This window comes from Mycobacterium sp. 852014-50255_SCH5639931, assembly GCF_001665605.1.
GTDB lineage: Bacteria > Actinomycetota > Actinomycetes > Mycobacteriales > Mycobacteriaceae > Mycobacterium > Mycobacterium paraffinicum.
The window spans coordinates 12,318-24,081 of sequence record NZ_LZSV01000011.1 but is presented as its reverse complement, the minus strand read 5'-3'; the positions used below and the strand labels follow the sequence as shown (position 1 = coordinate 24,081).

The window sequence follows — 11,764 nt, the reverse complement described above, 5'->3', positions numbered from 1 at the left end:
CCCGTTTGGTGGCAGCCGTTTTCGGCCTAGTACCCGGTGGCTTGGAAGATGACCCGCCGAGCAATCTGAACGGCGTGGTCGGCGAATCTCTCGTAGAAGCGCCCCAACAGGGTGACGTCCACCGCGGCGGCGACACCGTGCGGCCATCTGGGATCCACCAGCGCCGCCAGCAATTGGTGATGGAGTTCGTCCATCGCGTCGTCGTCGCGGCGAATCTGTGCCGCTCGGCGAGGATCCTGGTTCAGCAACACTTCTCGGGCGACACCGGCCAACCGCTCGGCCACCTCACCCATCTCGGCGACGTGTCGGCGCACGTCTTCCGGCACGGCATTGCGGGGATGGCGCATCCGGGCGATCTCGGCCACGTGGACCGCCAGCGCCCCCATCCGCTGGGCATCCGCGGCGATCCGAATGCCACTGACCACCGCCCGCAAATCGGTGGCCACCGGCGCCTGCAATGCCAGCAGGGTGAACGCGGTCTCCTCGACGCGAGCGTTGACGGCGACGACGTCCTCCTGGCCCGCGATGACCCGTTCCGCCAGGGCCAGGTCGGCGTTGAGCAGCGCCTCCGTGGCCTGTCCGATCGCCTCCCCGGCCATCGCGCACATGGCCCCGAGTTGTTCGGTGAGCGTGCCCAACCGGTGGTGAAAAGCGGTTCTCATGCATTAGGAGTAGGCCGGAATACGCGAAATAAACGTCGTGGTGTGCGCCCGTTGAAAGCGGTGCGCTCCCAATGCCTTCCGATCACCTGACGTCGTCGGCCAGCTCGCGCGCCTCCCGCTCGCTTTCCACCGCGGGTCCGGACCCGGGCAGCGGCTTCCTGGCGACCTCGGGCGTGAACAGCAGCGTGACGGCGCCCACCAGTCCACCGAAGATCAGCATGTAGGCGGGTGCCATGACGTTGCCGGTGCCTGACACCAGCGCCTGGGCGATCAGCGGCGTGGTGCCGCCCACCGCCGATATCGAGATGTTGTACGAGATGGCCAGCGACCCGTAGCGCACGTTGGTGGGGAACAGGGCCGGCAGCATGGCGGGCGCTGTGCTGTCGAAGCACAGCTCCATCAGCCCGATCAGCAGCACGCCGAGGAAGATCACCGGGTAGATGGCGCCGAAGCGGATGAGCAGGAACGCCGGAATGGAACCCACGACCAGCAGTGCGCAGCCCGTCCACATGATGGGTTTGACGCCGATGCGGTCGGACAACGCGGCGACGAGCACCACGGTGACCATCAGGATCGCCAGCGTCACCACGATCATCACCAGTCCGGCGGTGTGGCCGACGCGCACGAACAGCTTGAGGTACGTCGGCAGGTAGCCGGTCAGCATGAAGTCGGCGACCTGAGATGTCAGCACCAGAGCCGCGCAGATCAGCAGGCCCCGCCACTGATCCACGACGGTGCGCCGAAATTGTTGTTTACGCCCGCCCGAGTGCTGCGCCCCCTCGGTCGCGTTCTGGTATGCGGATGACTCCTTGAGCCGTAGCCGCAGGAACAGCGCGAACAGCCCGAAGGGCGCGCCCAGCAGCAGGGGGATCCGCCAGCCGTAAGCCAGCATGGCGTCGTCGGGGAGCCAGGTCTGCAGCCCGGTCACCATCATCCCGGCGAGCACGAAGCCGACCAGATTGCCCATCGGCAGAAACCCGACCATCATGCCGCGTTTGTGGTCGGGGGCCTGCTCGACCAGATAGGTCATCGCGCCGACATACTCACCGCCGGTCGACAACCCCTGGAATATGCGGGCGATGACGAGCAGGATCGGCGCCCAGATGCCGATGGTGCTGTAACCGGGCAGCAAACCGGTCACGGTGGTGCTCACCGTCATCATCAGGATGGTGACCACAAGGACCCGGTGTCGTCCGATGCGGTCGCCGAGAGGGCCGAAGATGAACCCCCCGAGCGGGCGCACCACGAACGCCGCGGCCAGTGTGCCGAACGTGGCGATGAGGTGGACGCCGCTGACGCTTTTACCGGGATAGAAAACCTGGGCGATGGTGGTGGCGATGTAGCCGTAAACGCCGAAGTCGTACCACTCCATGAAGTTGCCGATCGCGGTCCCCATGATGGTTTGGCGCATGGCCGGGTCGGCGACCCTGATGTCTTTGCGTGCCCATTTCCTCCGGCGGCCCCGTGCATTCATCGACGGATTGCGTACCCAGAAGTCTCGTGGGCCGAACAAAATCGCACTCCCAACCGGCTCTATCGTCTTCATTGACCGGTGGCCGATCGTAGTGGCCGCGCCAAGGTCGGCGGGAACTCACTGACCTTTCAGGCTGCCGATGCGGAGCGAGAAATCCTTGGGCGTTGACTGCTCGTACGGCGTCGACTGCGTGGTGTCCTCAATATCCTCGACGTAGCGCTCAGGGTCGCGGTCGACGATGGCCAACCCCTCGGTGGTGGGATGCTCGGCCATGAAGTCGCTGTATTGCCGCCCGAGCGCTTCGCGAAGACCGATGGGGGCCGCGCGACGGAAGTCGGACAACCCTTCCCGCTCCTCTTCGCCCATGTGCTCGTCGTTGGCCTCCCGGGTGCGCCCGACCGCCGCCCACCACTGCTCGGTGCCGACCCGGGCCGCGTTGGCGTCGCGCACCCCGTCGCGAATGTCGTTGTGATCCCCGATGGCGTCGAGCGTCTCGCCTTCGGCGTCGGCGGTGCCCCGCTTCAGCAATTGCGGGTAGAAGATCTTCTCTTCGATATAGGCGTGCACGTCGAGCTTGTCGGCGAGGGGACGCCACACCCGCGCCAGCGCGGTCTCGTCGGTCGGCGTCTGCGCCTGCAGGTAGTCCAGCTGGGCGAACTGTTCGCGGAACCACTCGTGGTCGGCGAGGATCAACATGGTGATGTCAGCCATCGCGCCGCCCCACCTCCCTCACCGCTACGGTTCGCGGACATGGTGTCCCATCGTGGCGGACCAGTCAACCGACCGGGAACACTCCAGAAGGGCTGCATACACCGTCCGGATACACTAGGGCACCAGCGTGGTGATCGCCCTTGATCGCACGCCGCAAAAATCCACCACAGCAGAGGTTGTTTGTGCCTGAGAACCGCAGCGAGCCCGTGAGCCTAGAGCCGCATTTCGACGACGTTCAGGCGCACTACGACCTGTCCGACGAGTTCTTCGCGCTGTTCCTGGACCCGACGCGCACCTACAGCTGCGCGTACTTCGAGCGCGACGACATGACCCTGGAAGAGGCGCAGCTCGCGAAGGTCGACCTGTCGCTCGGCAAGCTCGGGCTGCAAGCGGGCCAGACGCTGCTCGACATCGGCTGCGGTTGGGGCACGACCATCGTCCGGGCGCTCGAGCGGTACGACGTCAACGTCGTCGGCCTGACCCTGAGCCGCAACCAGCAGGCGCACGTGCAGCAGCGTCTGGACCAGCACCCCAGCCCGCGCAGCAAGCGCGTGCTGCTGCAGGGCTGGGAGCAGTTCGACGAAAAGGTGGACCGCATCGTCTCCATCGGCGCCTTCGAGCATTTCGGGCGCGACCGCTACCCCGACTTCTTCAAGATGGCCTACGAGGCGCTGCCGGCCGACGGCGTGATGATGCTGCACACCATCATTCAGCCCAGCCAGGAAGAGTTCGCCGAGCGCGGGCTGCCCATCACCATGACGAAGCTGCGGTTCATGAAATTCATCATGGACGAGATATTCCCGGGCGGTGACCTGCCCGCCGCCAAGACCGTGGTGGAGCACGCCGAGCGCGCCGGGTTCGGCGTCAAGCTCGTCCAGCCGCTGCGCCTGCACTACGCGCGCACCCTCGACACCTGGGCGGCCGCGCTCGAGTCGCGCCGCGACGAGGCCATCGCGATTCAGTCCCAAGAGGTCTACGACCGGTACATGAAGTACTTGACCGGTTGCGCCGACCTGTTTCGCGAGGGCTATACCGACGTCGCGCAATTCACCCTGACCAAGGGCTGACGACCCCGGCGCCGATCCGGCCGGCCCACAACTGGTCCGCCGGGCCGGTTTATCGGCACCCCGCCCGGGGTAAAACCACGAGCAACAACCTGATTCGGTGCGCGCCGACCTTCGTCGGCGCAAAACCGCAGGGAAGGACTGATCGTGGGTGCCAAGCATCGAATGAGCGCGACCCCGGAGCAAAGACCGCGGGCGGCCGCGCGGCGCAGGTCGGGTGTCGCAACGGCATGTGAAGTCGTTTCGGCGGCAATGCTGTGCGCGGCGGCGTGTGCGGCCCTGGTGCTCAACGTCCCGCACAGCGAAAAGCGAACGATCGAGGCGAGCCAGGAGCCGCCGGCGGCTGCGCAGCCGGTGCGGCAGGAGGGCACGGTGATTGCGGTCTCGGCGGGCTCGGTCACCGCGCGCAGCGCCAACGGGTACACCCAGACCTATCTCGTCACCCCCGATACGACGCTCATCGGTCACGGCGGCCAATCCGCGGCTGCCGCTACGCATTTCACGGTCAACGACCGGGTCGAGATCGTCGGAACCATTCAGGACGGCGCTGTCCTGGCCACCACGGTGGCCGACCGCGACGTCGGACGCGGCGGCGGGCCGCCGATGGATTATCTTGACGGGCAGATAGTTCCGGCCGGCCGCACCTGAATCCTTCTCGGCGCAAAGAATCTGCCGCTCGGCGCCTTCCCCGAGCCGCCCTCCCGGCCTAGTCTCTATGCCATCCAGCCAGAGGAGGCACCGTGAGCGAGCACGAAGTGAAGATGATCATCCTGTCGACCGACGACCTCGACGAGTCGATCCGGTTCTACGGCGAGACCCTGGGCATGCCGCTGAAATTCCGCGACGGAGCGCACTTCGCAGCCCTCGACGGCGGGCCGGTCACTCTCGCGCTGGCGACCCCCGTGGACCATCCCATCCCGGGTCGGGTCGTTGTCGGCATCAAGACCGCCGACGTCGATGCCGCGGCGAAGGCGGTGGAGGCCAGTGGTGGCGGAATCGTCAAGGCCCCGTACGACGACGCACACGAACGCCGCGCCGTGGTCTACGACAACAAGGGCAACGGCCTGGTGTTCTACAAGCCGCTCGCCCGCTGACAACTACTTGCCGGTGCGCTCGCGGTGCTTGCACCCCGGCCAGCAGCACGGCCGGCGCTTGCCTTCTTCCAGCTCCTCCTGCGTCCGGCGAATGCGGCGCTGCCGGGTCGTTTCCTGCTTGGCGTCCTCGACCCAGCAGATGAACTCGTTGCGGGCCAAGGGCGTGATGTCCTTCCACGCGCCGAGGGCCGCGGTGTTGCCGATCAACGACTCGCGCAGGTCCGCCGGAAGCTTGTGCACCACCCCGCCGGGAACTCGCTGATTGCCCATAGGGTTAGGCTAACCCGTCGCTCAGGGTCAAATGTGCCCTGTCGTCATGTAATTCGTCGCGGCGCAGGGTCATCGGCGTCAGGTCGGGGACGTCCCCGCCGGCGACCACGGCGCGAGTGAGGGGCGTGAGCACCCGGAACAGCGTCTCCACTTCGTCGTCGCTGAGCGCGTCGAGCGCTGAGAGGGCGAGCGTGTCGGTGGACCGCTCGATGTGATGCTTGAGTTCCCGGCCGGCCGTCGTCAGCGACCCGTCGTCGTCCAGCAGCCCGCGCTCGGCCAGGCGCTGCTCGTGGTGTCGCCAGGCCGCTTCGTCGTAATCGCGGGTGCGCGCGATGTATTCGCGAGGCACCCCACCCGCCGCGGCATGTAAGACATTGGATTCGCGGCCCGAGATGCCGGCGGCGGCCAGCACCGCGACGTGCCCGTCGCCGCGCTGCTCGCGCAGCAACGTGGTCGCGTGCCACAGGGCGGCCAGCGGATCGTCCGGCCACGGCAGTGCCAAGTTGGCTGCGAACAGCGGCCGCCCGTCGAGTGGCGCGTGCCGGGCCGCCTTACCGGCCAATTCGGCTGCGGCAGTGACGTTCTCGTTCCCGTCGAGCCCGTAGCGGCGCAGCGCCGCGACCGCGGATTCCTGCCGGGCGCGCAATGCCGCGTCGGGCCCCGCGATCTGCCATGCCGCCGGCAACGCCTTGGCGACCCGCTCGGGCGCGAAGTTGTAGAAGATCGCGGTGATGACCTCGCGGGGGACGATCCCCAGCGGCGCCGACCGGGCGGCGAAGTAACCCATCCAGAAACCCCGGTAGCCCAGCCCGTCCAACGCCGCCCGCGCCTCCGGCGCGAAATACGTCACCGCGTGCACCGGCTCGAACCGGTCGAAGAAGCGTCGCGCCAGCACCGGTTCTCGTTGCATGGTCGTAGTTAACCACCTCGACGGTTGCCGGTGCTCAAAGCCTCAACAGGCGCTCGGCATTGCGATGGGCGATCTTCTCGCGGTCGGCTTGGCTGATCGGCATCCGATCGAGAAACTCCCGGCACGCCTTGATGTTTCCGTAGGGATAGTCGGCTGTGAAGACGACGCGGTCGATCCCGATGACGTTGACCATCGCCTGGTAGGCGTTGAACGACAGGCTCCAACTGGGATCCATTGCGCCGGGTTTCTGGCTGAAAAAGTCGCCGGCGAGGATGCCGCCGTAAAAGTTCTCCCGCAGGTATTCCTTCACGGTGCGCTTGAGGCCCGTCTCGGCTATCGGAAACGAGTAGTCGGTCCGCCATCCCATCCAGCTCAGCGCCTCGAAGTGGTGCCCCACGATGACCTGCAGCTGCGGAAACCGGTCGAACGCCCCGCCGAGGATCAGCCGCAGGCAGTGCACCCCGGTGTCGATATGCCAGCCGAGCCCGGCGGCCGCCAACCGTGCCGTTATCTTGCGATCGAAGCCGCCGTAGTAGGCGTCGATGACCGGCTGCGGCGGCACGGTGGGGTGCAAAAAGATTGGCACGCCGAGCGTTTCGGCGGATTCGAAAACCGGCCAGAAGAAGGTGTCGTCGAGGTAGCGGCCGCTGACGTGGCCGTTGATCAGGGCACCCACGAAGCCGTGATCGCGGACGGTGCGCTCGAGCTCGCCGGCGGCCGCCGCCGGGTCGCGCATGGGCAGGGTGGCGAAGCCGCGGAACCGAGCCGGGTGCCGGGCGATCGCCGCCGCCACCTCGTCGTTGGCCCGCCGGGCCAGCTCGGCCGCCACCGCGGGTTCCAGCGTCTCGGGGCCCGGGACGGCGTGCGAGAGGATCTGCACGTCGATGCCCGCGGCGTCCATCGCGGCGATCCGGCCCTCGCCCAGGTCGTTGATGCCCGGCGGCCACTCCCCATCCGCTCCGGGGGAGCCGTAGCCCGCGTGCGTCAGCAGTTCGGTCGCCGAATCCAGGCCGTTGTTGTTGTGTTCTTCGGCTATGGCCGCAAACCTGTAGTGCTCCTCGATACCGATGACCTTCATCCGTCTCCTCCCATACGTGGACACCTACGAGGCCGGCGGGCTCGGCGTTCATCGGGTACCCGGATTGTCATTGCGGCGGCGATCGTCGACCGCGGGCGGCTCCCGCATAGTCTCGAACCCGTGACCATCCCGTATGACGATGCGCTGTGCGAGCGGATTCGGGGACATCTGGCGCGCCATGACCGTCGCGAGGTGACCGACCCGACGAAGCGGCACGCGGCAGTTGCCGTGGTGCTGGTCGACTCGACCCTCGGCGAGGACCGGGTCGACCCGGCGCAAGTGGACGAGTGGAACGGTGACCGCCCGCTGCCGGAGGCCGGCCTCGACGGACGCATGGTTGACGTGTCCGGCGGCGCGGCATTCCTGTTGTGCCGCAGGGCAGCCCGTCTGACCTCACATGCTGCGCAGTGGGCACTGCCCGGTGGGCGGCTCGACGCGGGTGAGACCGCCGTCGACGCGGCACTGCGGGAGCTGCACGAGGAAGTTGGCATCACCCTGCCCCACTCGACCGTGCTGGGGCTCCTGGACGACTACCCGACCCGGTCCGGGTACGTCATCACCCCGGTGGTGATCTGGGGTGGCGGCCGGCTCGACCCCCGGCCGGAGCCCGATGAGGTGGTGGCGGTGTACCGGGTGGGGCTGCACCAACTGCAACGCGACGATTCGCCGCGGTTCATCACCATCCCGGAGAGCCCCCGCCCGGTGGTGCAGATCCCGCTGGGGAACGACCTCATTCACGCACCGACCGGCGCCGTGCTGCTACAGCTGCGGTGGTGGTGTCTGGAAGGCCGTCACGACCCGGTCGGCGAGCTGGAGCAACCGGTGTTCGCCTGGCGGTAGGAGCGCTGGACGACGCCGCGGTGACGCCAACCCCGGCTGAGCGTGCCGGGATCACCGACGACGGGAACGGGTCTTCCTGGCCGGCGCGGACAGGCGGCGGTCGACTGCGGCCAGCGCGCGCTCGGCCCACCGAATGTTCTCCTCCTCGAACGCGATTCCGCGGAGCAGCGTCAGGTAGGGACCGATTCGCTGGGCGTGGGCCAGGTAGTCCTCCTCGTCGCGTCCATCGAGCACGCGCGCACGCAACCGTTCGTAGCGTTGCAGTTTGGCCGTCGCCCATTGCAGTCGTTCGACGATGGACTCACGCACCGCGCGCGTGTCGCCGGCGTCTGCGGCCTGTACCTTGACCATCAGTTCGTCGCGGATCACGGACGGCTTGGGCGGCCGCGCGGTGAACTCCCGGATCGCCTCGTGACCGGCATCGGTCAGCGAGAACAGGCGCTTGTTGGGCCGCCGCTCTTGGTGCACCACCCGCGCCGCGATGAGGCCCTGCTCGGCGAGCCGGTCGAGTTCGCGGTACAGCTGCTGGGGCGTGGCCATCCAGAAGTTCGCGACCGAGGCGTCGAATTCCTTGGCCAGGTCGTACCCGGATGACTCCCCCTCGAGGAGGGCCGCCAATACCGCATCTCGCAGCGACATCGACCTAGGCTACAACGAGGTGAGTAATCAACAAAGTGATTAATCGCACTATGGACACGGCGGGGCCGGCCGCATAGCGTCAACGGCACTCCTGAAACGAATTCACTAGGCGAGGTGTCGGATGCATCCGTTCCGCAAGGCGGTCGAAGAACGCGACGAGAAGGGCATCCAGGCGCTGCTGGCCGACGACGTGGTGTTCACCAGCCCGGTGGCGTTCAAGCCCTACGTCGGCAAGCCGATCACCGCGGCAATCCTGCGCGGCGTCATGCGCATCTTCGAGGACTTTCACTACGTCCGCGAGATCCACGATGGCAGCGGTCGCGACCATGCGTTCGTGTTCGAGACCGGAATCGCCGGAGCGCCGGGGGTGAGGATCACCGGTTGCGACTTCCTGCACTTCAATGAGGACGGTCTCATCGACGACTTCGTGGTGATGGTACGACCGTTATCGGGTGCGAAGGCGCTGTCGGAGGCGATGGGCGCCCAATTCGACCGAATTCAGCAAGAAGCGCTCGAGCTGGCCGACGAGTTCACCACCGCGTAGGAGCAAGCAAACGATCATGCGAATCGGATTGGGCATCAACTACGCGGGCGGTTTCAAGGAAGTGGCCGCCGAAGTGGCCGACCTCGAACGGGCCGGACTCGACATTGTCTTTGTCCCCGAGGCGTATTCGTTCGACGCGGTGAGCGCGCTGGGGTACCTGGCCGCCAGTACCGACAGCGTCGGACTGGCCTCGGGAATCCTGCAGCTCTACACGCGAACGCCCACACTGACCGCGATGACCGCCGCCGGTCTCGACTACGTCTCCGACGGTCGGTTCACGCTCGGCCTGGGCGCTTCCGGCCCACAGGTCATCGAGGGCTTCCACGGTGTCCCGTACGACGCGCCGATCGCACGCACCCGCGAAGTGATCGACATCTGCCGCCAGGTGTGGCGACGTGAGACGCTCACACACCACGGCAAGTACTACACGATTCCACTGCCCGCGGGGCAGGGCACCGGGCTTGGCAAGCCGCTCAAGCTCATCAATCAGCCTGTCCGGGAACGAATTCCGATACTGGTCGCGGCGCTGGGACCCAAGAACGTCGAACTGGCGGCCGAGGTCGCCGAGGGCTGGCAGCCGATCTTCTACCTGCCAGAGAAGGCGCCGGAGGTGTGGGGAGAGTCGCTGGCGGCCGGCCGGGCCAAGCGCGACCCCAATCTGGGTGAGCTCGACATCTACGCCGGACCGGTGCTGGCCATCGGCGAAAACGTGGAACCGTTAAGGGAATTCGTAAAACCTCACCTGGCCCTTTACATCGGCGGGATGGGCGCCAAGGGCAAGAACTTCTACCACGCCCTGGCCACCAAGTACGGCTACGGCCCGCAGGCCGATCGGATTCAAGAGCTCTACCTCGCCGGGGACAAGGACGGCGCCGCGAAGGTCGTGCCCGACGAACTCGTGCGAGACGTGAACCTCATCGGCAGCCGCGAATTCGTCAAGGATCGCCTGGCCGCGTTCCAAGAGGCGGGGGTTACCACCCTTAACGTCTCGCCCATCGCGTCCACACCCGCCGAGCGGATCAAGCTGATCGAGACTCTGCGCGAACTCCTCTGATCACCGGCCCGGTCACCCCTCCGCCGGTGAGCGTCGTAGCGCGCGCGAGCACGTCATCAACGCCGCCAGCGTGATCGAGAACCACACTGCCAGAACGACGAACGGCAACGCGCCGGCGAAAACCTGCGCCTCTGGGGTGCGAGGCCGTTGGCGGCGTTCAGCCCTGGCGGTGGGCGTCTCGGCGGAGTCGAACCGCGCGACTCACGGCCGTCAGCAACGCCAGTGCCGCCATCACGGCGAGGATGGCCGTCGAAACCGCCGACTCCACCGTCGTCAAGATCAGCGGCAGGCCGAAACCGATGTACGTCACCACGTAGAACGCGCCAACGAGCGCACCGCGCAAGCGTTTCGGCGCCGCTGCCTCCAGATCGATCAAGCCCTCGCGCAGACACAGACCGGACGCGCTGCCCAGCACCAGGAACAGCGGCAGACCCAACGCCGGCGACAGGGCAGGCGGGGCGAGCGCGGTGACCGCGTAGCCGAGCGCGGCGAGCACCGCGCCGGCGGTGCCGGCCTGCGGCCCCCACCGGCGCGCGCGGGCGAGCACTTGGATGAGCCCGCTGACCCCGTTGACCAGCAGCGTGGCGACGCCGGCAGCCATCGGAGCCGCGAGCCCGGTGTGCACGCGGCCGGGGATCGTGATGAATCCGAGTGTCGCCGAAGCGAACACCCACGGCGCAAGCGGCATCGCCCAACTCAACGCCCGCGCCGCACCCTGCCCGGCGGTGCTCGACGGCTCCCAAACCTGTGTGGTGTCCGGCCCCGTGGCGCCCGCGCGCCCCGCCATGACGGCCGCGACGGCCATCGCGGCCACTCCGATGGCGGCCGCGATTCCGAACGACAGGCGGATGCCGACTGGGCCTGCACCGGCGATCAACGCTCCCGCGAATGGGCCGATCGCGAAGCCGAGCATCAACACCGCGCCTGCGGCGGCCGCGCCGGCGGGACCTTTCAGGTCCGAGGCCCACGCGGTGCAGGAACTCATGGCCAGCCCGACCCCGAGCCCGACGACCAGGCGCCCCAGCAGCAGAACGTCGTACTGCTGCGAACACAACATGGCCACGGTCCCCGCCACGGCGGTCGCCGACCCCGCCAGTGCCACCAACCGACGGCCGAACGCATCCGAGGCGCGCCCACCGACGAGCAGACCGGGCAGCAATCCCAGCGCATAGATGCCGAAGATCGCATCGAGCGTGGCCGAGCTGAGGTGCTGCCGAACGCTGAGCAGGGGCATCAACGCGACGAAATGATTGGCCACCCAGCCGATGGACAGCAACAACACCAGGACGCCGGCGAACGTGCCCCGGGCCGCATCCGGGCTGTCACCTTTGTCCAGCGCGGCCAAAGTCGACGGCGGAGTTGACCCGTTGGACGAGGACACCGGACGTTCCTCCCCTCTGGTCTCGGCGCGGCGGAAACCGACG

14 protein-coding genes are annotated in these 11,764 nt (G+C 67.4%); 6 read left to right on the top strand and 8 right to left on the bottom strand.

Annotation, left to right across the window (positions count from 1 at the left end):
- Window positions 1-26 precede the first annotated feature (26 nt).
- The 3 genes from phoU to A5758_RS05700 all read right to left on the bottom strand — a co-directional run bounded on the left by phoU (window position 27) and on the right by A5758_RS05700 (window position 2,847).
- Window positions 27-662 carry a phosphate signaling complex protein PhoU gene (gene phoU, locus A5758_RS05710; protein ID WP_067737608.1) on the bottom strand — a complete coding sequence of 212 codons (636 nt, stop codon included), beginning with the start codon at window positions 660-662 and terminating at the stop codon, window positions 27-29.
- 82 nt (window positions 663-744) lie between these two features.
- Window positions 745-2,073, bottom strand: a complete 1,329-nt coding sequence (locus A5758_RS05705) for an MFS transporter (protein ID WP_067737606.1) — start codon at window positions 2,071-2,073, stop codon at window positions 745-747.
- Between the two features lie 180 nt (window positions 2,074-2,253).
- Window positions 2,254-2,847, bottom strand: coding sequence for a hemerythrin domain-containing protein (locus A5758_RS05700; RefSeq protein WP_067737603.1), 594 nt, complete (start codon window positions 2,845-2,847; stop codon window positions 2,254-2,256).
- A 182-nt stretch (window positions 2,848-3,029) separates the two neighbouring features.
- Here A5758_RS05700 and A5758_RS05695 point away from each other — a divergent pair, with 182 nt between their 5' ends.
- The 3 genes from A5758_RS05695 (at window position 3,030) to A5758_RS05685 (ending at window position 5,005) form a co-directional block, all read left to right on the top strand.
- Window positions 3,030-3,914, top strand: coding sequence for a cyclopropane mycolic acid synthase family methyltransferase (locus A5758_RS05695; protein WP_067737600.1), 885 nt, complete (start codon window positions 3,030-3,032; stop codon window positions 3,912-3,914).
- A gap of 162 nt (window positions 3,915-4,076) precedes the next feature.
- Window positions 4,077-4,559 (top strand): DUF5666 domain-containing protein, encoded by a 483-nt coding sequence (locus A5758_RS05690; protein ID WP_231987235.1) that lies wholly within the window; start codon window positions 4,077-4,079, stop codon window positions 4,557-4,559.
- Window positions 4,560-4,651: 92 nt separating this feature from the next.
- Entirely contained in the window at window positions 4,652-5,005 is a 354-nt protein-coding gene (locus A5758_RS05685; protein ID WP_067737595.1) for a VOC family protein, read from the top strand.
- Between the two features lie 3 nt (window positions 5,006-5,008).
- Here the strand turns inward: A5758_RS05685 and A5758_RS05680 are convergent, their stop codons facing one another.
- The 3 genes from A5758_RS05680 to A5758_RS05670 are packed head-to-tail and all read right to left on the bottom strand — an operon-like array spanning window position 5,009 to window position 7,263.
- Window positions 5,009-5,275, bottom strand: a complete 267-nt coding sequence (locus tag A5758_RS05680; protein WP_067737592.1) for a YdeI/OmpD-associated family protein — start codon at window positions 5,273-5,275, stop codon at window positions 5,009-5,011.
- Between the two features lie 4 nt (window positions 5,276-5,279).
- Window positions 5,280-6,185: a hypothetical protein gene (locus tag A5758_RS05675; protein WP_067737590.1), complete on the bottom strand. Its 906-nt coding sequence runs from the start codon at window positions 6,183-6,185 to the stop codon at window positions 5,280-5,282.
- Window positions 6,186-6,219: 34 nt separating this feature from the next.
- A complete protein-coding gene (locus A5758_RS05670; protein ID WP_067737587.1) occupies window positions 6,220-7,263 on the bottom strand; it encodes an amidohydrolase family protein in 1,044 nt (347 codons plus the stop codon).
- Window positions 7,264-7,383: 120 nt separating this feature from the next.
- Here A5758_RS05670 and A5758_RS05665 point away from each other — a divergent pair, with 120 nt between their 5' ends.
- Complete coding sequence (locus tag A5758_RS05665; RefSeq protein WP_067737584.1) at window positions 7,384-8,103, top strand: CoA pyrophosphatase; 720 nt, start codon at window positions 7,384-7,386, stop codon at window positions 8,101-8,103.
- 51 nt (window positions 8,104-8,154) lie between these two features.
- On the opposite strand, the gene A5758_RS05660 is transcribed toward A5758_RS05665, so the two are convergent.
- The gene (locus A5758_RS05660; RefSeq protein WP_067737581.1) at window positions 8,155-8,742 is read right to left on the bottom strand and encodes a PadR family transcriptional regulator; all 588 of its coding nucleotides are present in this window, start codon (window positions 8,740-8,742) and stop codon (window positions 8,155-8,157) included.
- Window positions 8,743-8,863: 121 nt separating this feature from the next.
- On the opposite strand from A5758_RS05660, the gene A5758_RS05655 reads away from it, so the two are divergent.
- Together A5758_RS05655 and A5758_RS05650 are read left to right on the top strand one after the other, a co-directional pair.
- Window positions 8,864-9,286: a nuclear transport factor 2 family protein gene (locus A5758_RS05655; RefSeq protein WP_067208027.1), complete on the top strand. Its 423-nt coding sequence runs from the start codon at window positions 8,864-8,866 to the stop codon at window positions 9,284-9,286.
- A 16-nt stretch (window positions 9,287-9,302) separates the two neighbouring features.
- Window positions 9,303-10,340 (top strand): LLM class F420-dependent oxidoreductase, encoded by a 1,038-nt coding sequence (locus A5758_RS05650; protein ID WP_067737578.1) that lies wholly within the window; start codon window positions 9,303-9,305, stop codon window positions 10,338-10,340.
- 157 nt (window positions 10,341-10,497) lie between these two features.
- On the opposite strand, the gene A5758_RS05645 is transcribed toward A5758_RS05650, so the two are convergent.
- Window positions 10,498-11,685, bottom strand: a complete 1,188-nt coding sequence (locus tag A5758_RS05645; protein ID WP_067737576.1) for an MFS transporter — start codon at window positions 11,683-11,685, stop codon at window positions 10,498-10,500.
- Between the last annotated feature and the right edge of the window lie 79 nt (window positions 11,686-11,764).

Coding starts and splice junctions, on each gene's coding strand:
- A5758_RS05690 (WP_231987235.1), top strand. CDS start 4,077: ATGAGCGCGACCCCGGAGCAAAGACCGCGGGCGGCCGCGCGGCGCAGG.
- A5758_RS05660 (WP_067737581.1), bottom strand. CDS start 8,742: ATGTCGCTGCGAGATGCGGTATTGGCGGCCCTCCTCGAGGGGGAGTCA.
- phoU (WP_067737608.1), bottom strand. CDS start 662: ATGAGAACCGCTTTTCACCACCGGTTGGGCACGCTCACCGAACAACTC.
- A5758_RS05650 (WP_067737578.1), top strand. CDS start 9,303: ATGCGAATCGGATTGGGCATCAACTACGCGGGCGGTTTCAAGGAAGTG.
- A5758_RS05680 (WP_067737592.1), bottom strand. CDS start 5,275: ATGGGCAATCAGCGAGTTCCCGGCGGGGTGGTGCACAAGCTTCCGGCG.
- A5758_RS05705 (WP_067737606.1), bottom strand. CDS start 2,073: ATGCGCCAAACCATCATGGGGACCGCGATCGGCAACTTCATGGAGTGG.
- A5758_RS05675 (WP_067737590.1), bottom strand. CDS start 6,185: ATGCAACGAGAACCGGTGCTGGCGCGACGCTTCTTCGACCGGTTCGAG.
- A5758_RS05655 (WP_067208027.1), top strand. CDS start 8,864: ATGCATCCGTTCCGCAAGGCGGTCGAAGAACGCGACGAGAAGGGCATC.
- A5758_RS05670 (WP_067737587.1), bottom strand. CDS start 7,263: ATGAAGGTCATCGGTATCGAGGAGCACTACAGGTTTGCGGCCATAGCC.
- A5758_RS05700 (WP_067737603.1), bottom strand. CDS start 2,847: ATGGCTGACATCACCATGTTGATCCTCGCCGACCACGAGTGGTTCCGC.